Below are 18,686 nucleotides of genomic sequence, written 5' to 3'. Positions count from 1 at the left end.
GCGTCCTTCCCGGACGGCTAGGGGAACGGGTGCGGGTGCAGCGGCAGTTCGTCGTGGCGCAGCGGGGCCGGGACGCGGCCGAGCCGGTACGGGACCTCCAGCAGGCGCGGCAGGCCGAGGGTGCGGCGGTTCACGTGGCCGAAGGTCATGGGCAGCGTGCCGGGCACGACCACCTTGGCGCAGTGCAGGCCGAGGCGGTCGCGGACGCCGGGTTCGTCCTGGCTGACCACCACGACCTCCAGGCCGTCCACGGCGAGGCGGGCGACCGTCCGGTCCAGCAGGTCGGTGAGGTCGGTGACGGGCTCGGGGGCCCCGGGCCAGCGCTCGCGCCAGGGCACGGGGGGCGGGCCGGCGAACAGGAAGTCCAGCCGGGGCTGCGCCTCGGGCAGGGCGTTGAGGCCGACGTGGTCGTCCAGACTGACGACCAGGTCGGGCCGCTCCAGCATCGGCCGCAGGCGCCCCGGGTCGCGCGGGCCGCCCGGGGCGGTGGAGCGGTGCGGCGCCTCCTGGACGTTGGTGACCACCTCGGCGACGGCGGAGCGGATCGCCGTCAGGGGGTCGTGGTGGGCGCCGGCGGCCAGGAAGGTGCGCGGGGCCTCCGGGTGGCCGCCGCTCTGCTCGTCGTGGTGGCGGCAGAGCGCGATCACGGCGGGGACACCGAGGTCGTTGGTGGCGTCGAGCAGGGTGAGCCGGTAGCCGAGCAGCCGGGCGCGCTCGGCGAGGTCGGCCACCTGCGGGTCGTCGGCGGGGACGGCGACGCCGGGCAGCGGGGTGCGCGCGTACCAGGCCATCAGGAAGGCGTCCCGCTCGGCGACCTCGAACAGCCCGTACAGCGCGGCCTCCTGGGGGCTGTTGCCGAGGCCGCAGCCGTTCGAGGACTCGTAGACCACGCGGGGGCGGTCGCGGTCCGGCAGGTCCCAGTAGGCGACGTGTTCGGGGACGGCGACCGGGCGGCGGTGGGTGAGCGACCATCCGTGGACCCAGTCGAGCACGAGGTCGGGCGTGTACGGGACGGTGGCGGCGGCCGGGTGCCCGTGGTGAGCGGGGTCGGGCAGGCCGAGCCGAGCGGGGTCGAGCACGGCGCCGGGGCCCCGCGCGCTCTCGAGCGCGGCGAAGGAGGCCCGCAGGGCGGTCCGGCGCCCCAGCGGACGCATGCCCGCGAAGCGCTCCACGGCCTCGAACAGCGCCACCCGTTCGCTGGAGCGGAAGTCCGCCGCCCGCCCGTACCCGCCGTCGTCGATCGCCCGCCCGTCGGTCACCCAGGCGGTGGTGAGGGCGAAGGCCGAGTCCTCGGTGCGGAACAGTCGGCGGACCGGGCCGAACCGTTCATCGTGCAGTTCGGCTCGCAACTGCGCCGCGCTCGTCAGGTCGTTGGGGCCGCGCAGCACGGCGGGGTCGGGCAGCGGGCGGGGTGCGGCGACCAGCCGGGCCGCCTCCGCTGTGTCGGCGGGCAGCGGACGGCAGACCGGGCAGCCGCCGACGGGGCGCACCCGGTGGGTGGACCAGGTCGCCCGGGCGCCGTTCACGACGTGGACGGTGCCATCGGTCCGGCCGGTGGCGGCGGCGGTCGCGGCCGGGCCGGTCGGGGTCGCGGCCGGGCCGGTGGGGGTCGCGGCTGCGGTCGCGGCCAGGTCGGCGGCGAGCGCGGCCACCGCTTCGCCGAACGCGGGGGTGCCGGTGCCCGCCAGCGCCAGCTCCGGGCTCTGCCAGGGCACCCGGCCGCCGGCGGTGGCGAGCCGCTGGTACTCGGTGCAGCCGAGGCAGGCGGGCGCGCCGGGGTGCAGGACGGGGCCGACCAGGGTCAGCGCGCCGTCCTCGCGCACCGGCACCAGCCGTACGGGGTGGGCCAGGGCGTGGCGGCTGAGCCGGGTGGCCAGGCCGAGCGTCCACTCAGCGAGGTGCACGACGGCGGAACCGCTGGTGGTGGCCAGGGCCTGGTCCGGGGTGAGGACGGGGAGTTCGCTCATCGGCTGCCTCCGGCGGTGACGAGGGCCGTGAACCCGCAGCCGTCCAGGGCGTTGGCGAGCGGGCGGGCGCCGGGGGTGGTGGGCCGCCAGGGGGTGGTGCGCAGGCCGGTCAGGCGCCGCAGGGCGGCACGCAAGCCGGCTTCGCGGTCGGCGAGTTCGGCGAGCCAGCGGTCCGTCCAGCCCTCGTCGGTCCAGGCTGCCGGGTGGCGCCCGGCGGCGGCGAGTGGGGCGGCCGCACCGGTGAGGGCGGTGTGCTGGGCGGCGTCGAGGCGGTACTCCCGGGCGAGGAGGCGGGTCAGGGCGCCCAGGGCGGCGTGCGCGACCGCGTCGGCGGGCGCGGCCTCGACGGCTCGGGCGCCTTCGACGCTCGCCAGGCAGACTGGCACTTCACTGGTTCGATGCAGCGTCAGCACCGGCGGGCGACCGAGTCTGCGGGCCAGGACGCCCCACCAGTGCGCGGCCTGCGGATGGTCCCGCCAGGCGTCCTCCGACAGCGCGCGGGCGTCCGGCAGCGCGCGGCCGCCCGGGGCGAGGTGCGCGAGGGCCGCCCGGCGCAGCGCCCGGCCGAGCGCGTGGTCCGGGTCGGCGCCGACCGTCACGCCGGCCGTCACTCCGTCCGTCACCCCGACTCCCGCGCCGACGGCCGCCAGGTGGAGTTCGGCGGACCGGCAGGCTGCGGCCAGCCGCGCCAGGTCCGTCCGGGCCGCACCCGCCGCCAGGGTGCCGGCCGGCGTGCCGCAGGAGACCAGGGCGGCGGGCAGCTGCGGGAGTTCCCCGGGCGACGGCACGTCGAGCACGCCCAGCCGGGGATCGCCGAGGGCGGTCACCCGGCGCAGGCACTCGGCGAGGTCGTCGGGCGGCGCGGCGGCGCCACCGGGGCCGGCCGCCCACGGGCGGTGCTCGGCACGCGGCGGGCGGGCTTCGGCGAGCAGGACGGCGGGGCGGCCGGCCAGCAGGCGCGGGTCGCCGTCCGGCGCGCCCGGGTCCGGCAGGCCCGCGACGGCGCAGAGCAGCCGTTGGGCGCCGGCGGCGGCGAGCAGCACGGCCGACGTCGCCGAGTGCCCGGTGGCGGCCCCGGCGGCCGGCCCGGTGGTCGGCCCGCTGGTGGTCCCGGGGGCTGAGTCGGTGGCGTGGTCGGTGGCGTGGTCGGTGGTGCCGGTGCCCAGTCGGGCTGCCAGGGCTGCGGCGTCCGCGCGGGTGCGGACCGGGTCAGCCGGCTCCGTGACGAAGCCGCCGTCCACGCCGCACTGCACGGCGACCGCCACCGCCGGTTCGCCCGCCGACGCCACCACCCGCCCCGCCGGCAGCCCTGGCTCGGCGACCACCACCGGTGCGGCCGTCCCGGCCCGGGCGAGGGCGCGGGCCAGCGCTCGGGCCGGCGGCCCGTCCGGGTCCGCCGCCGCGACGACCGGTCGCACGGCCGCGAGGGCCGTCGCCGCGCGGGCGGGCGCGGCCGCCACCGAACCCGGCCAGTGCGGCAGCCGGGTGCCGTCGGGGTGGTCCACGACCAGGTCGTGCTCGCGCAGCCGGGCGGTGACGGTGGCCAGCGCCGCCGCCACCTGTGGCTCGGGGACTGGCTGTGCCGCCGCGTCCGGGCCTGGGGCGAGCCGGGCGGCGAGCAGCTTCCACAGCACCGGGAGGGCCCGGCTGCCCTCCAGGGTCAGGCTGGTGCCGCGGCCGCGCAGGTGCAGCCCGTCCCGCAGCGGAGTCGCCGCCACCCCCGGGCGCAGGTGGGGGCGCAGCCGCCCGGGCCGCGCGGCGCCGGGTTCGGTGGCCGCTCCGGCGCGGGATCCGGTGCCGGGCCCGGCGCCCGGTTCGGTGGCCGCTCCGGCGTCCGGCTCCGTGACCGCTCCCGGGCCCGGATCGGTGACCGCTCCGGAGTCCGGCTCGGTGGCCGTCACGCGGCGCCCTCCACCGCGGCGATGACTTCGTCCACCCGGTCCTGCCACCGGTGCCCGGTGAGCGCGGGCACGCTGCGGACCACCAGGTGGGCGGCGAGGTAGCGCTCCACCGGCCGGACGTCGCAGATCGCGAGCAGCCGGTAGAGGCCGTTGGTGCAGGCCCGGTAGATCAGGTAGTCCGGGCGGGTCCACATGGTGCCGTCGGGGTCGGATCGGTGCAGGAGCTGGTGGAACTCGCTGTAGCGGGTGCGGAGTTCGGGGTTCCACCGCTCGGCGGTGGCCTGGTCGCCGAGGGCGGCGGCGCGTTCCCGGTACTCGTCGTGGCGGCCGCCGAGGTCGGCCCCGGCCGCCAGCCGCCGCTCCGCCAGTCGCCAGGCCGTCGTCGACCAGTGTGACCAGTCCCGCTCCCAACCCCGTGCGCCGTCGGCGGCGATCCGGCCCACCAGTTCCGTGACCGTGCCGCCGACCCGCTGCCAGCGCCGGTCGAAGGCGGCTCGCAGGCTGCCGTCCGGGTCCTCGTGGACGAGGAAGTCCTCCAGGTGCGAGAGCATCGAGTAGTGGCCGCCGACCAGCCCGTCCGGGTGCGCGGCGGCGTGCGCCGCGAGCGCCGAGACGACGAGTTGGACCCTCGCTTCGGGGGCGTCGCCGTGGGCGCCGAGGAAGTCGCAGCCCGAGCCGAGGGCGGGGAGTCCGAGGCGCAGCAACTCGTCACGCAGGTCGGCGGATTCGGCTCCGATCAGTGCCCGCAGGGTGTGCTCGGCGGACGGGTCGACGGGCACCACCCGCACGGTGTTGTCCGGCACCAGCGGCCCGTACGGCGGCGCCACCAGCTCCGCCCGTCCGGCGACGGCGGCCTCGGCCAGCAGTTGCTCGTCGCTCCGGTCGGCGACGGACGGGTGCGCCGCGGCCCAGGCCCGCAGCCGCTCGGCGGCCCGCTCGGCCGCGGCGGTCACCCGGGTGGAGGGGCCGCGCAGCCGTAGCCGCAGGTGCGGCCCGAACCGCCAGTGCCGCTCGACGTGGGCCTCCAGCCCGTCCGCCGCCGCCCGCCGGGCCTGTGGCAGGACGGCCTCGCGCAGCGCACGGGCCTTGACGGGCTGGTAGTGGGTCAGGACCACGTCGCAGGCGGTCACGGCCTCGGGGCTGTCGGCCGGGTCACTCATCGCACGTCTCCTCGGCTCTGCGGGGTCGGGACGGATGGGCGGGCAAGTCGGCCGAACGGGCTGGCGCCGCCGTCGACCGTAGGCCCGAAACGGGCGGCCGTAGGCCCGAAACGGGCGGCCGACGGGGTTCGGCGCGCCGTCACCGGGCCCCCTCCCGAGCCGCGCCGACGCCCGCCCTTCCGGGGCGGTACGTCTCCACCACGAGTTCGACCGCCCGGGTCGGTTCCGCCGTGCCGGCGATGGCGGGCAGGGCCTCCTCCAGCACGACGCCGTTCGGGTACCGGGTGAGCCACTTGGCGAGGTGGTGCAGGTGCAGGGGGTTGCCGAGGTCCACGGGTTGGGGCTTGGGGGCGCGCAGGTGGGCGACGAAGGCGTCGGCGGGCGTGCCGGTGGTGGTGGCGGCCGGCACGGGGTGGAGGAAGAGCTGTTCTGGGAGGCCGAGCAGGGCGCGCCAGCGGGCGGCGGCTGCCGCCGGGACGCCGCCGGTGTGGGAGCCGGGGCCGGGGTCGGCGGCGAGGTCGGCGCGCAGGGTGTCGAGGACGGCGGCCGGGAGGTGCCAGCGGCGGCGGGCGAGGACGACGTGGCGGTGGCGCAGCCGCGGGGTCTGCGTGACGGTACCGCCGGGTGCGGTGACGGCGGTGCGGGGCAGGACGGGCCGGAAGTCGACGACGCCGTTGGGGTGGTCGGCGAGCAGCGGCGCCAGCCGCTGGGGCAGCATCAGCGGGGCGAGGAAGCCCAGGTAGAGGACGTCCAGTAGCTCGCCGGTGCGCCGGAGGCGGAGGCGGAGCTGGTCGGTGGCGGTGTCGTGGACGAGGTCGAGGTCGGCCTCGGCGAGGCTGGTCCACTGCCGGTCGGGGCCGATCTCGTCGGCGAGCAGCAGGGGGTGGAGGTTGGCGTTGAAGCCGCCTACGGGCCGGATCTGGGCGGCGCGGGCGCCGTCGCCGAGGCCGCGCCGGATCTGCCGGGCGACGTCGGCGGCGGCCCGTGGCGACGCGCCGGCGTCGAGGAAGCGGCTGGTGAAGCGTCCCCAGCCGCCGTAGACGTGGTTGACGCACAACGGGCCGTCGACGGTGTCGCGTTGGACGAACCAGGAGTAGCTGAGCGGCCGGGCGGCGGTCCAGTCGGGTAGCCGGGCGGCCAGCGCGCGGACCGGCTCGGCGGGGAGCACCAGTTCGCCGTCGGCCGTCGACATCGTGGTGAACTCGGCTCGCACGGAAGCGAGTTCGTCCGGTACGGCGGTGTCCGCCCAGGCCTGTGCGGCGTCGGCTCCGAACTCCCACGGCGTGGCGCACACCCCGCCGGGCCCGTACCGGGCGACGAAGCGGTCGCGGGCGGCCCGGCGCATCAGGTGGCCGTGGTCGAACAGCTCGGCGAGTGCGGTGAGTTCGGCGAGTGCGGACCGGTCGGCGCCGGTGGGCCGGGGCTGCGGCGGGGCGGGGGCGTGGACGTCCTCGCTGAGGACGGTGAGCGGTGCAGCGTCCGCCGGGACGGGGCGGCCCGCGTGGGCAAGCAGCGTGCGCCAGGCGTCGTCGAGCACGGCGAGCAGCGCGGGGCGGAGTTCGCCCGGGGCTTCCGCCCACTGCGCCGTGCAGTCGATGAGCCGATCGATCCGGGTGACGATCGTGGCGTCCTCCGGCCACTGCCGCAGCCACGCCGCGAGGCTGCGCAGCGGCTGCGGGTCCTGCGGGTCGACCGGGTCGGTGGGCACCAGCAGTCTGGCGGCGAGGAGTCGGCCGACGAACCGGTGGACGGCGGGGTCGGCGTCCGGGCGGCCGAGGGCGGCGGCGAGGCGGGTGGCGAGGCGGTCGGGGGTGCCGGGGGTGTCGGCGATCGAGGCGAGCAGCGCGAGTTCGGGCCGGGCGGCGAGTGCGACCTCCTCCTCGCGGGTGACGAGGTAGCGGCCGCCCGCGAACACCTCCTCGCTGCGGGGGTAGTGGGCGCGGCCGTCGGCGACGCGGGCGGCGCCGGCCATCCGGTGCGGCAGGGTACGGCTGCGCCGGGGGTCGTCGAGGAGGGCTCGGACGAGGGCGGCGACCAGTGTCCGGTTCTCCCGGACGACCGCGCGCGGGGGCTCCGCCGGACCGTCCGGCCGCCCGTCCGCCGGGGCCCAGTCGACCGCCGTGAACCAGGAGAGCGGGCTGGTCTTGGTGGTGGCCCGCAGGGCGTGCCGCAGGACGGCGGCTTCCTCCTTGCGGGCCCGGCCGGACCGCTCCCCGGCCGCACCGGCCGCGCCGGCTGTGCCGGCCCCGCGCGCCGTGCGGGTGACGGCGCGCAGCAGGTCGCCGCTGGTGAGGGCGACGGCTCGGGCGAAGGCGGGTTCGCGGCAGAGGTCGGCGAGGGCGGTGCGTTCGGCGGCGAGCGCGGGCGGGAGGGCGTCGGCGAGCGCGGCGAGCACCCGGGTGCGGCGTTGCCGCAGGTCCAGCCAGGCGGCGAGGCGCGGGAGGCGCTGCGGCAGGCCGTCGAGCCGGTCGAGCAGGGCGGCGCGGGGCGGGCGCCCGTTGTAGAGGTCGCGGCGGAGCGGGAGCACGACGCGGCGGTGGAAGTCCTCGTCGTGCCCGGTGCGGCTGGCGTACAGGTCGTCGCAGACGGCGGGCCGTAGGGCGTGGTCCGCGGCCTCGACGGCGCCGAGTTCGGCCAGCAGGCCCCGTACGGCGGCCGCCGCGGCGGGCTGCGCGGGCCGGGCGAGCACGGTGGCGCGGACCAGTGCGTGGCGCGCCGTGGTCGCGGTCGGCCCCCGCGCGGGCTCGGGCGCCGGTTGCGGAAGAACGGACGCCGGTTGCGGAAGCACGGACGCCGGGTGCGGAAGCACGGGCAGCGGGGCGCCCGGTGGCGATGCCGGGGGCAGGCCCCGCGGCAGGGCTCGGTTCGGCATGGCGCTTCCCTCCGACGGGGCCTGGGCGGTGCACGGGAGGACCCGGCGCGTCCGCGCGAACGCGCCGGGTCCGTTGGTGGTTCGGGGGCACCGGCCTCAGAAGCTCTGGGTCGGCGGGTGCGGAACGGCGCAGGACGACGATCCGCAGGAGGTCGAGCCGGGGACGCCGGAGGCACCGGTCTCGGGCAGCGCGACGGTGTCGCGCAGCGCGGTGACGGTCAGCTCCCCCAGGTCGAGGCCGTCGAGGCCGTCGAGGGCGAGGATCTCGCCGAGCGCGAGCTCACCCCTGGCGGGGTCGGGCATGCGCTCGCCCGGATTCTCGGACGAGGCGTCCCGAGACGACGCTCTGACGGAACGTCAGGCGATCGGGGTGACCATGGTCTGCGGCTGGGCGCAGGAGGACGAGCCCTGGCAGGAGCAGGAGCCCCAGGACGCGCCGTTCTCGGGCAGCGCGACGGTGTCGCGCAGGGAGGTGACGGTCAGCTCGCTGAGGTCGAGGTCCTGGAGGTCAAGACCGGTCTCGGCGGCAGCGGAACGGGACATGGCGGTGTCGGACATGGCGGACTCCCTTGAGGTGGCAGGCGTGCCGGACGATCCGGGACGCGGCTGCGAAGCGGGTGCTGCGGGATGTGCCGGGCCCCCCGTGGGTGCGGCGAACGCGGGCCGTTCGGACCCGGAGGTCGCGCCGCCCGTCGGCGAGTCTAGGTCGCGGGCACAGGCCGGCGGCATGGGCGGACCGCACATTGGCCGGTAGTCCGCTCCCCGGCGGCGCATCGCCGCCGCCTCTTTAGCGGCGCTTGAGCGATCCGTCACCGGCCGCCGGCCTGTCACCCCGTGGTGCCACCCGAACCACCGCCCTTCGCACGGCACTTGGAAGCACGCCGAACGGCACGCCGAAGGGCATGCCGAACGGCGGGCCGGGATCGCCCGCACCCGCCCGACGACGGACTCTTCAGCGCAGCGGCAGCAGCCCCGGCACCGGGCCACCGCGCCGCGACAGGCGCCGGAGGAAGGTGGCGACGCCGGGGGTGCCGACGGCCCATGCGCGCGCCTCGGCGTCCGGTCGGCGGCCTGGCAGGACCGGCCTCCCCGGCGGGCCGCCGGCCCGGGTGAGCAGGAGCGTCGCCAACTCCTCGGCCGCGGCCCAGTGGCGGTCGTCCCCGGTGGCCGTCGCGAGGTCGACCAGGAGGTCCCCGACGCCGGCCAGTCCGCAGCAGCGGAAGACCTGGGCGGTCCTCGGCGCGAGCGCCCGGCAGGCGTCGGCCGCGTCGGCGGCCAGGGCGAGCAGGTCGTCGTCGCCGTGCCGCAGACCGGCCTGGACCAGGAGCGTGCCGAGTCCGGCCAGCCCCCGGCACCAGGAGAGGTAGCGGCGGGTCGCCCCGGGGCGACGGGCCGCGTCCACGATCCGGGGCAGGTCGGCGGCAAGGCCGTCGACGATCCGGCGGGCGGTGCGCTGCGACGCCGCGTCGGGCATGGCGAGGAGGAAGTGGGCGACGCCCGCGCGGCCGTGGGCGAAGCCTTCCGCCAGGGCGGCGGTGCCGGGGTTGGGCGCGTCCTCGGGCTCGTCGAGCGGCCCGGCGACCAGCCGCGCCGCACAGTCGGCGGCTGCCGCGCGGTGCCGGTCGACGATCGGGTTCGGCCCCCGGGCCGGGGCCGGGCCGGGGCCCGGACCTGCGATCGCGCGGAGGGCCTGCCCGGGAGCCGAGCCAAGGGCCGCGAGGAGCAGATGCCCGGTGCCGATCCCGGCCGCACCCGCGATCTGGTCCGTCCCCTCCCCCGTCCCCGTCGCCGTCCCCGCCCCCGTCGCCGTCGCCGTCCCCGCCCCCGTCGCCGTAGCCGTCGCCGCCCCGGTCGCTGCCGGAACGCGGTACTCCGGCGCTTCCGTTCCGAGGACGGCCGCCGCCTCCGCGAGGAACAGCTCGACGCCGATCCGGCCCTGGTACAGCGAGCCGTCCAGACGGTCGAGTGCCGGGTGCGCGGCCGTCCAGCGGGCCAGCTCGGCGGCGGCCGCGCGGGCGTCCGCCCGGTTCGCGTGCTGCAGCAGTTCGAGGCCGAGGCCGGCCCCGCCGTCGTAGAGCGAGAGCAGGGTGCGGGGCCGCTCCGCGCCGGGGCCTGCGGCGACCAGCTCGCGGGCCATCCGGACGCAGGTGGTGACGGTCTGCTCCAGCGCCTCGTCCAGCAGCGCTCGCCCCGACCTGGACCGCACCCGGGCCCGGGCGGGCGCCGCCGCCACGCCCACACCCACACCCACACCCACACCCACACCCACACCCGCCGCCACGCCCACACCCACACCCACACCCGCACCCGCACCCGCACCCGCACCCGCACCACCGGAGCGAAGCGCGGAGGCGGCAGCGGCGCGCTCCGCCCGGTCGAGGCCCAGCAGCCCCTCGACCAGGCCCACCAACGGGTGCGCCGGCGCCGGGAGGGCTGCGCGCAGGCACTCCACCGTGCGGTCGCGGTTGGTCGCCGGATCCGGGTCGATCACGACGGGGTCGAGGCCGGTGAGGGCGTAGTGCAGCGTGCTCCCGAGCGCGTAGTAGTCCTCGGTGGGGTCGTCGCCGGTGGCGCCCGGCAGGCCGTAGCCCGCGGTGGACCCCGGCGGTCGGTCGCCGGCCAGGGCGCTCACCCCGAAGTCGACGATCGCGGCGCGGCCGTCGCGGTCGAGGACGACGTTCGCGGGCTTGAGGTCGCACACCACCACGCCGCGGGCGTGCACCGCATCCAGGATGCGCAGCAGTCCGCGCGCCAGCTCCCACCCGTCGCGCCCGCCGCCGTCCCCGTCCCCGGTGCCCTCCGCGTCCTGCGCGCCGTCCGCGTCCCGTGCGGTGTACGGCCCGCAGGTCAGGACGGACCGCCGCAGGTCGCGCTGCCCACAGGCGCCGCTGACCAGGTACTCGTCGGTGCCGTGCCGGAAGTAGTCGACGAGCGGCGGCACTCCGGGCACCCCGGCCAGGGCGGCGAGCACCCGGCGCTCGTGCCGCAGCCGGCCGCGCGCGTCGGTGCCCGCGCCGTCCTCGGCGACGAAGGCCCGGGCCTGTTTGACCACCACCTCGCGCCCGGTGGCGAGTTCGACGGCCCGGTAGACGTGGCCGCTCGGCGCGCGGGTGATGCCCGCGGTGATCCGGTAGCGCCCGTCGCCGACGCGGGTGGTCGCCGGGCGGGCGGGGGTGGCGGGGGCGCCGCTCGGGGTGAACGGGTCCGCCGCCCAGGGGGGTTGGCGGTAGCGGGCCTCGGCCAGGCCCGGGAACACCGTGCCGTCCGGTCCGGTCATGCCGCGCTCCGCCTCGTCGTCCGTCACCCGGAACGGCCCGTAGCGGTAGTGCACCGGGGCGTCCGGCCGGATCCGGCGGTCGCTCGCCACCCGGGGACCGGCCCACCCGGCCAGGGCCCGCGCCAACTCCAGCCCCAGAGCGTGGACTTCCTCGGGCCGGGGGTAGACCGTCACGGCCTTCCCCACGGCGGCGGCGCCGTGCCGGCCGCTGTTGAGCTCCTGCAGCACCGCCGCGCTCCGCGCGAACTTCGCGTCGCAGGTGTGGCGCAGCAGGATCGGGACCACCACGTCCAGTAGGGCGGCCAGTTCGCCCGGGCGGGCGGACACGTGCAGCTTCCAGCCGTGCGGCAGCGCCGGCATCCTCGGATCCCGGAGGTACCACCACGGGCCGTCGGAGCCCAGCGGGCGGCGCGCGTCGGGCGCGTCGGCGGTCAACGCCTCGACACGCCGCCGCAGTGCCTCGGCGGATCCGGGATCGGGTCGTGTGGTCAAGGGCCCTCCCCCGGGTCCGCCGCTGCGCCCACGGAACACGGTCCGTCAGCTCGGCCGGATCGGTTCGATCAGGCCGGTTCGTCCGGTCCGGACAGTCAGGACGGTCCGGACAGCCAGGACGGTCCGGACGGTCCGGATGATCCGGACGGTCAGGCGTTCATCTCGCAGGGGAATCGGGTCGGAACGTACGTGACCCACGGGTCGGCGAGACACGCGACCGGTGCGAGGTCCGCGTCGAACTCGTCCTCGAACACGATGGCGTCCTCGTCGATGTCCAGCAGCCCCGCGTCGCGGATGTCGGTCACCAGTGCACTCATGGGGATCCTCCCGGTGGTTCTGGTTGTCGGGTCCTTCGGCTGGGCGCTCATGCTAGCCAGGCGCCGGGGGCCGCGACAGGGCCGTGACGGAGCTGCGAACTCTCCTACGACAGAGGGTGGTTCCGTTTGTGGACGGCTCCTCCGCATACGCTCACCCACCACGCCACCACCCACCGCCCCCGGCAGCCCGCACCCCGGCAGCCCGCAGCCTCAGCCCCGCAGCCGACGCGCCCGCAGGTACTCGCGCCCGAGCAGCCGCAGCGCGCCGGGCTTGGACGGGCTCGCGGAGCGGCGCAGCAGGGCGCCCTGGTCGGCCCGGGCGGCGGCGCTGGTGAGCTCGTCCACGCCGACGATGCACCGGACCATCGGCCGGTGGACGGCGGGTACCAGGCCGATGACGGTCCTGCCCTCGGCGAGCGTGCGGTCGACCAGGTCGAGCTGGTCGCCCAGCAGGGCCCGTACGGTCGGCAGGTCGCGGCCGTGCTCCAGGTCGGCGCGGGTGACGCCGTGCTCCCGGAGCGTCTGTTCGGGGAGGGTCAGCCGGCCGTCCGCGAGGTCCTCGGCGAGGTCGTTGACGAAGTCGAGCCGCTGGCTGGCGTCGATGTAGGTACGGCAGGCGGCCCGGTAGGCGCTCTGGTCACCGTCCGGTCCGAGCAGCGCGGCGACGACCATGAAGGCGGGCAGCGAGTACCCGTCCACGTAGGCCTGGTAGTCCTGTTCGGTGGCGAACCCGGAGAAGTCGAGGTCCGCGTCCGTGGCGGCGAGGAAGTCGAGGACCCGGTCGCGCAGGGCTGGGTGGGCGTCGATGCTGTTCAGCAGGGGGCGCAGTTCGGGGTCGTCGGTCCGCCCGGCGGCCAGGCTCTCGGTGACCTGCTGCCGCCAGCGGGCGGATGCGGCGCGGCGTCCGGCGAGGGGTCCGCTGTCCAGGATGGTGTCGGTGCGGTGCATGAAGGCGGCTGCGGCGATCACGTGCGGGACGGTCCGGCCGGGCAGCAGGAGGGCTGTGGCCAGTGCGACCTCTCGCTTGTACCGGGCGACCTCCTGCCGCTGCCGGCCGTAGTCGGCCCGCAGGGCCGGGTCGTGTACGCCGGCCGCGTCGAGCGCCCGCTCCCACCTGCTCACTCGCTTCACCCATCATTCGTTCGACGGGCACCGAGCGTAGCGGGTGGGAGCCGGAGGACTCAGGTGGGCCTCCGCTCGGGGCGGTCGGTCAGCGCTGGCGGATCGTGGCGAATCCGCAGGCGGGGGTGCAGAGGGTGACGATGCCGCTGTAGCGGTGGGTGGTGCGGCCCCGGGTGACGCTGTGGACGGTGAGCTTCTCCCGCAGGTTCAGTTCTCGGCAACGCGGGCAGGCGGCGTTGACCGGTGTGCCCCACGGGCGGTTCGGGTTGAGCTTGGTGTAGGAGACCAGCATCAGGACGACGGCGAGGCCCGCACCGCCGAAGCCGACGACCCGCCAGACCCCGTTCGAGGACTCCCGGCGGTCGATCATCTCGTCGTACGAGTATGTGCCCCCGCCGCCGTGGTTGGACCAGATCCGGCACTCACTGGTCCGGGTCATGGTGTGGCCGTCGCAGGTCGGCGCGGAGGTCGGGTCCGACTTGCCGACCACCAGTGCCAGGAAGAGCCCGACCGCGGCGACCAGGCCCAGCACGACCATGGCGGTGGTCCGGCTGCGGCCGGTGTGCAGCCGCTTGCGCTCGTTGTATGCCGTATCGATCACAACCTGGGCCATGTTGCCCCCGTCGACCGCCACCACGTGTCTCCTGTTGTCCGCTTGACCGCTCGCCGCACTGCTCGCGTTCCGAGCCGAAGGTCCCCCTCGGCGGGGGACTGACAAGAACCCACCATGATCGACGCGTTCGCGCACCCGACTTGGAGAACTCGTGACCTTTCGGTTATCGGCCGTGCCGGGGCCGAGCCCGGGCGGCCCGCTCCCGCCCCAGCCCCAGCCCCAGCCCACTGACGGAGCCCCCGCACCCTGGGAACGGCTCGGCGTCACCCTCCCGGCCGGTACTTCCGGCCACCGGTTCGACGACTGGCGGCAGCGCCGTCCGCAGCCGCGGCCCCCTCGGCCCGCCCTGCGGCCCGGTCCCTCAGCCCGAGACCAGCCGGCGCCCGGTCACCTCCTGCGGGCGGATCCGGACCCAGCACGGCCGTTCCCCGCCCGACCACGGGCTGGCACCGGGCAGGCCGGCCAAGCGCTCGACCTCGTCCGGATCGTTCACGTAGTGCGCCCGGCCGAGGGCGAGCACGCTCCAGCCGCGGCCGAGGTACTCGTCGATGCGGTCGACCTGGAACGAGACCGCGGCGCCCTCCTCCGGGGCGGCGGCGTGGTGCTCGCCGGTGCGGAAGGCGAAGGAGGCCCGGTCGACGACGTAGTTGACGGGCAGCACCACCGGCCCCGGCTCGACGGGCAGTCCGATCCGGCCGATGCCGTGCGTGCCGACCAGCTCCCAGCACTCGGCTTCGGTGAGGTTCTGCAGCCGGGGGCGCGGACCGGGGCCGCCCTGTCCCGGCGGGGCGTCGCTACGGCCCTCCAGCATCTCGGACCGGCTGCTGCCGAGGGCCGCGGCGATCCGCAGGAACCCGCCGAGGTCGAACGCGGGCCCGGCCTGGAGCAGGTGCCGCAGGTAGCGGGGGGCCATCGCGGACCGGCGCGCCAGATCGTCCTCGCTCAGGCCGAGTTGCTCGCGCCGTTCGGTGATCCGGCGAGCCACGGCGGCGGCATCGGGGGTGTCGTTCACGGTGGGTCGCTCCTCGGCTGGCCGGGTCCGTCCAGTTGACCAGGGCAGAGCCATCCAAGCGCCCGGCCCGCGGCAAGTCGAGCAACAGCACGGCCCGTGCGTGTCGGCTCGCACCACCCGGCCCGCCGGCTGTCGCAGGACCGGGGGCCGCCGCCCGCCGAAGGCCCGTCAGAAGCCCCGTGCACGAGCCTGTCCCGCCCGGCAGCCCGGGCGCATACTGTCCTGCGCGGCTCGCACCGCGCGACAGGGCCTCCCGGGTCCGGCCCGGCTGCGCGCCGACGGGGGAGGTGGGATTGGTGACAGCGGTCGTGATCGTCGCCGTGGTGCTCCTGCTCTGGCTGCTGACCGGCGTCCGGGTGGTGCAGCAGTACGAGCGCGGCGTGGTGTTCCGGCTGGGGCGGGTGCGCGGGCGCGTCCGCGAGCCGGGCATCACCCTGCTGGTGCCGGTGGTGGACCGGATGCGCAAGGTCAACGTCCAGGTCATCACCATGCCGGTGCCCGCGCAGGAGGGCATCACCAAGGACAACGTCTCGGTGAGCGTCGACGCGGTCCTGTACTTCCGGGTGGTGGACCCGGTCAAGGCCACCGTGGACGTGCAGAACTACGCCTTCGCCATGCTGCAGGTCGCCCAGACCTCCCTGCGTTCGATCATCGGCAAGAGCGAGCTGGACGACCTGCTCTCCGGTCGGGAGAACCTGCACCAGGGGCTGGAGGTCATGCTGGAGAGTCCGGCCACCGGCTGGGGCGTGCACATCGACCGGGTGGAGATCAAGGACGTCAGCCTGCCCGACTCGATGAAGCGCTCGATGGCCCGCCAGGCCGAGGCCGACCGGGAGCGCCGGGCCCGGATCATCACCGCCGACGGCGAGTTCCAGGCCGCCACCAAGCTGGCCGAGGCGGCCACCAGGATGGCCGGGACGCCGGCGGCCATGCAGCTGCGGCTGCTGCAGACCGTCGTCGAGGTCGCGGCGGAGAAGAACTCGACGCTGGTGCTGCCGTTCCCCGTGGAGCTGCTGCGCTTCTTCGAGGCCGCCGCCGGGGTCGCCGACGGGGCCGGCGGTCCGGCCGGTCACCCGACCCGGACCCCGCCGCCCGCCGTACCGGCGCAGGCCCCTGGCGACGGCGGCTGACCCCGCCACGCGGCCGGCCCGGGCGGCGTCCCGGGCCGGTCGCGCCGCGCGGACCGCCAGGCCGTCCGCTCACCCATAGGTCGCCTCTATGCCGTCATAGGCCGGAGCCCCCTACACCCCCGTCCCGCCCCCGGGTTGGCTGCAAGGGTCCAGACCACCTCCCGCTGCGCCCGACCGGAGGCCCGCCATGCCCCGCCCGATCAGAGTCGCGATCGTCGGAGCCGGCCCCGCCGGCATCTACGCCGCCGACGCCCTGCTGAAGTCCGACGCCGCGCAGACGCCCGGCGTCTCGATCGACCTGTTCGAGCGGATGCCCGCCCCGTTCGGCCTGATCCGCTACGGCGTCGCGCCCGACCACCCGCGCATCAAGGGCATCGTGACGGCCCTGCACCAGGTGCTCGACAAGCCGCAGGTCCGCCTGTTCGGCAACGTCGACTACCCGTCCGACGTCGCCCTGGACGACCTGCACCGGTTCTACGACGCCGTGGTCTTCGCGACCGGCGCGACGGCCGACCGTCCACTGGACCTGCCCGGCGTCGACCTGGACGGCTCCCACGGCGCCGCCGACTTCGTCTCCTGGTACGACGGCCACCCCGACGTGCCGCGCAGTTGGCCCCTGGCGGCCGAGAAGGTCGCGGTGCTCGGCGTCGGCAACGTCGCCCTGGACGTCGCCCGCATCCTCGCCAAGACCGCCGAGGAGCTGCTGCCCACCGAGATCCCGCCGAACGTCCACGCGGGCCTGCTGCGCAACCGGGCCCGCGAGGTGCACGTCTTCGGCCGCCGCGGCCCGGCCCAGGCCAAGTTCAGCCCGATGGAGCTGCGCGAGCTGGACCACTCCCCCACCATCGAGGTGATCGTCGACCCGGCGGACATCGAGTACGACGCCGGCTCGGTCGCCGAGCGCCGCGCGGTCAAGCACGTCGACCTGGTCGCGTCGACGCTGGAGAACTGGGCGATCCGCGATGTCGGGGACCGCCCGCACCGGGTCTTCCTGCACTTCTTCGAGTCCCCGGTGGAGATCCTCGGTGCGGACGGCCGGGTGGTCGGGCTGCGCACCGAGCGCACCGAGCCGGACGGTACCGGCAACGTGCGCGGCACCGGCCGCTTCACGGACTGGGACGTGCAGGCGGTCTACCGGGCCGTCGGCTACTACTCCGACGAACTGCCCAAGCTGCCGTTCGACCCGGTCTCCGGCACCGTCCCGCACGCGGCCGGCCGGGTCGTGGACGGCAACGGCTCGCACCACGCCGCCACCTACGTCACCGGCTGGATCAAGCGCGGCCCGGTCGGCCTGATCGGCCACACCAAGGGCGATGCCAACGAGACGGTCGCCTGCCTGCTGGACGACCACGCGGCCGGCCGCCTGCCCGGCGCCGCCGAGCCGGATCCGGCGGCGGTCGAGGAGCACCTGCGGGGCCGCGGCGTGCGCTACACCACCTGGGCGGGCTGGCAGTTGCTCGACGGGTACGAGCGCGCGCTCGGCCGGGCCGAGGGCCGTGAGCGGGTCAAGGTCGTCGAGCGCGAGGAGATGATCCGCCACAGCGGGGCGTGAGGCCGCGCGGCGCCGCACCTTCCCCGGAACCGACCGCAACACCCTCCGGAACGGCACTCCCCAAGCCGTCACTTCCGCCAGGGCACCCGGAAGCGGCGCCTCGGAACGGCCCCGAAAGCACCCCGCGAAACGGCGCCCCGGAAACGGCGCCCCGAAAACGGCACGCCGAAACGGCAGCCACCGGAGGGGACACCGGAAAGGTCACCGGAAAGGGCGCCCGGCGGGGCCGGAAAGCGGCCGGTTCCGCACCCGGGAAATCCGACCGCCGCTGCCGATCGCCGTACCGCGCCGGAATTCGCACACCGCGCGGCGCCGCGTCACGGGCGGACGATCGGCAGCAGCACCTCGTCCACGATCTCCTCCGGGTCGAGTTGCACCGCCTCCCCGCCGCACATCTTGATCCGGTACAGCATCAACGCCGGCACCACGTCGGTGACCAGCGGGGTGACGGCCCCCGGGCGGACCTCACCGCGGCGGGTGCCGCGGTCCAGCACCTCGGCGATCAGGGCGGTGGTCGGTTCGACCACCCGTTCCAGCACGATCTCCACGAAGGCGTGGGCACGCCGGTGGTCGAGCTCGCTCATGATCGCCCGGACGGCGGCGCCCACGTCGCTGAACATCGCGGCGCGCAGCCCGGCCACCACCCCCAGCAGGTCCTCCCGCAGGCTGCCGGTGTCGGGGGCCGCCCCGCCCGGCGGCAGGCTGGCCTGCAGGGCGTCCATGACCAGCTGCTCCTTGGAGGACCAGCGGCGGTAGAGCGCGGCCTTGCCGGTCTGCGCCGCGGCGGCCACTCCCTCCATGGTCAGCCGGGCGTAGCCGTCGGTGGTGAGCTGCTGGAGGACCGCGTCGTAGATGGCGCTCTCCAGCACCTCGCCGCGCCGCCGCAGCGGGGCTCCGGTCAGCGGTCCGCGCACGGCGTCCGTTTCAGCGGTCATGGCTGCGCACCTTCTCCAGTCGCCTTCCTCGATCCCATCGGTACACGCATTCGTCCGCGCCGTGGTTCTCCGGGACGCGGACCTCCGAAAGGGAGTCCCCGTCCGCCGGCGCGACGGCGAATGCAGGTTCTCTGTCACGGGACTACTGTCGATGTTAGTGAACGAACCCGTTCCCTCCCACCCCCGCCACCGTTCCGCCATTGCCGGGCTTCCCAAGTGGCCGAGTTGCCAGGGACGTTCACGCCGTTACGCTTCCAGAAGAGGCTCCCCCGGTGCCCGGGCCCGGCCGTCCGCCGAGTCGCCCCCAGCGCACCGCCCCGTACCGAACCCCCACCC

14 protein-coding genes are annotated in these 18,686 nt (G+C 76.3%); 2 read left to right on the top strand and 12 right to left on the bottom strand.

The genetic code is table 11. The features are described 5' to 3' along the window. Positions 1 to 17: 17 nt before the first annotated feature. From IF30_RS0103760 to IF30_RS0103710, 11 genes are all read right to left on the bottom strand, one after another. Positions 18 to 1,967: a TOMM precursor leader peptide-binding protein gene (locus tag IF30_RS0103760; protein ID WP_030231858.1), complete on the bottom strand. Its 1,950-nt coding sequence runs from the start codon at positions 1,965 to 1,967 to the stop codon at positions 18 to 20. Then, positions 1,964 to 3,868, bottom strand: coding sequence for a hypothetical protein (locus IF30_RS0103755; RefSeq protein ID WP_051709135.1), 1,905 nt, complete (start codon positions 3,866 to 3,868; stop codon positions 1,964 to 1,966). Before IF30_RS0103755 ends, IF30_RS0103760 begins: the two co-directional genes overlap by 4 nt. Then, a complete protein-coding gene (locus IF30_RS0103750; RefSeq protein ID WP_030231853.1) occupies positions 3,865 to 5,028 on the bottom strand; it encodes a lantibiotic dehydratase C-terminal domain-containing protein in 1,164 nt (387 codons plus the stop codon). The genes IF30_RS0103755 and IF30_RS0103750 overlap by 4 nt, the downstream gene beginning before the upstream one ends. Before the next feature lie 139 nt (positions 5,029 to 5,167). Further along, positions 5,168 to 7,900, bottom strand: coding sequence for a lantibiotic dehydratase (locus tag IF30_RS0103745; protein WP_051709134.1), 2,733 nt, complete (start codon positions 7,898 to 7,900; stop codon positions 5,168 to 5,170). A 96-nt stretch (positions 7,901 to 7,996) separates the two neighbouring features. Further along, the gene (locus IF30_RS0103740) at positions 7,997 to 8,203 is read right to left on the bottom strand and encodes a thiazolylpeptide-type bacteriocin (RefSeq protein ID WP_030231849.1); all 207 of its coding nucleotides are present in this window, start codon (positions 8,201 to 8,203) and stop codon (positions 7,997 to 7,999) included. A 54-nt stretch (positions 8,204 to 8,257) separates the two neighbouring features. Continuing rightward, complete coding sequence (locus IF30_RS0103735) at positions 8,258 to 8,458, bottom strand: thiazolylpeptide-type bacteriocin (RefSeq protein ID WP_234322568.1); 201 nt, start codon at positions 8,456 to 8,458, stop codon at positions 8,258 to 8,260. Positions 8,459 to 8,852: 394 nt separating this feature from the next. Then, positions 8,853 to 11,669 (bottom strand): class IV lanthionine synthetase LanL, encoded by a 2,817-nt coding sequence (gene lanL, locus IF30_RS0103730; protein ID WP_030231843.1) that lies wholly within the window; start codon positions 11,667 to 11,669, stop codon positions 8,853 to 8,855. Positions 11,670 to 11,818: 149 nt separating this feature from the next. Further along, positions 11,819 to 11,986, bottom strand: a complete 168-nt coding sequence (locus tag IF30_RS48550) for an SflA family class IV lanthipeptide (protein ID WP_199807811.1) — start codon at positions 11,984 to 11,986, stop codon at positions 11,819 to 11,821. Positions 11,987 to 12,196: 210 nt separating this feature from the next. Further along, positions 12,197 to 13,117, bottom strand: a complete 921-nt coding sequence (locus tag IF30_RS0103720) for a phytoene/squalene synthase family protein (protein ID WP_234322567.1) — start codon at positions 13,115 to 13,117, stop codon at positions 12,197 to 12,199. Between the two features lie 79 nt (positions 13,118 to 13,196). Next, positions 13,197 to 13,742: a hypothetical protein gene (locus tag IF30_RS0103715; RefSeq protein ID WP_030231836.1), complete on the bottom strand. Its 546-nt coding sequence runs from the start codon at positions 13,740 to 13,742 to the stop codon at positions 13,197 to 13,199. Between the two features lie 340 nt (positions 13,743 to 14,082). After that, entirely contained in the window at positions 14,083 to 14,733 is a 651-nt protein-coding gene (locus IF30_RS0103710; RefSeq protein WP_030231834.1) for a helix-turn-helix domain-containing protein, read from the bottom strand. Positions 14,734 to 15,029: 296 nt separating this feature from the next. On the opposite strand from IF30_RS0103710, the gene IF30_RS0103705 reads away from it, so the two are divergent. Both IF30_RS0103705 and IF30_RS0103700 read left to right on the top strand, forming a co-directional pair. Then, positions 15,030 to 15,863, top strand: coding sequence for a slipin family protein (locus IF30_RS0103705; protein WP_078891097.1), 834 nt, complete (start codon positions 15,030 to 15,032; stop codon positions 15,861 to 15,863). 187 nt (positions 15,864 to 16,050) lie between these two features. Then, positions 16,051 to 17,415 carry an FAD-dependent oxidoreductase gene (locus IF30_RS0103700; protein WP_030231827.1) on the top strand — a complete coding sequence of 455 codons (1,365 nt, stop codon included), beginning with the start codon at positions 16,051 to 16,053 and terminating at the stop codon, positions 17,413 to 17,415. Positions 17,416 to 17,732: 317 nt separating this feature from the next. On the opposite strand, the gene IF30_RS0103695 is transcribed toward IF30_RS0103700, so the two are convergent. Continuing rightward, complete coding sequence (locus IF30_RS0103695) at positions 17,733 to 18,350, bottom strand: TetR-like C-terminal domain-containing protein (RefSeq protein ID WP_051709130.1); 618 nt, start codon at positions 18,348 to 18,350, stop codon at positions 17,733 to 17,735. Between the last annotated feature and the right edge of the window lie 336 nt (positions 18,351 to 18,686).

Source organism: Streptomyces sp. NRRL S-350 (assembly GCF_000719705.1).
In the GTDB taxonomy this organism is placed as follows: Bacteria; Actinomycetota; Actinomycetes; order Streptomycetales; family Streptomycetaceae; genus Kitasatospora.
The sequence above is the reverse complement of the archived record's forward strand: the minus strand, read 5'-3'. Positions and strand labels throughout refer to the sequence as shown.

Coding starts and splice junctions, on each gene's coding strand:
- IF30_RS0103760 (WP_030231858.1), bottom strand. CDS start 1,967: ATGAGCGAACTCCCCGTCCTCACCCCGGACCAGGCCCTGGCCACCACC.
- IF30_RS0103750 (WP_030231853.1), bottom strand. CDS start 5,028: ATGAGTGACCCGGCCGACAGCCCCGAGGCCGTGACCGCCTGCGACGTG.
- IF30_RS0103745 (WP_051709134.1), bottom strand. CDS start 7,900: ATGCCGAACCGAGCCCTGCCGCGGGGCCTGCCCCCGGCATCGCCACCG.
- IF30_RS0103740 (WP_030231849.1), bottom strand. CDS start 8,203: ATGCCCGACCCCGCCAGGGGTGAGCTCGCGCTCGGCGAGATCCTCGCC.
- IF30_RS0103735 (WP_234322568.1), bottom strand. CDS start 8,458: ATGTCCGACACCGCCATGTCCCGTTCCGCTGCCGCCGAGACCGGTCTT.
- IF30_RS48550 (WP_199807811.1), bottom strand. CDS start 11,986: ATGAGTGCACTGGTGACCGACATCCGCGACGCGGGGCTGCTGGACATC.
- IF30_RS0103700 (WP_030231827.1), top strand. CDS start 16,051: ATGCCCCGCCCGATCAGAGTCGCGATCGTCGGAGCCGGCCCCGCCGGC.
- IF30_RS0103695 (WP_051709130.1), bottom strand. CDS start 18,350: ATGACCGCTGAAACGGACGCCGTGCGCGGACCGCTGACCGGAGCCCCG.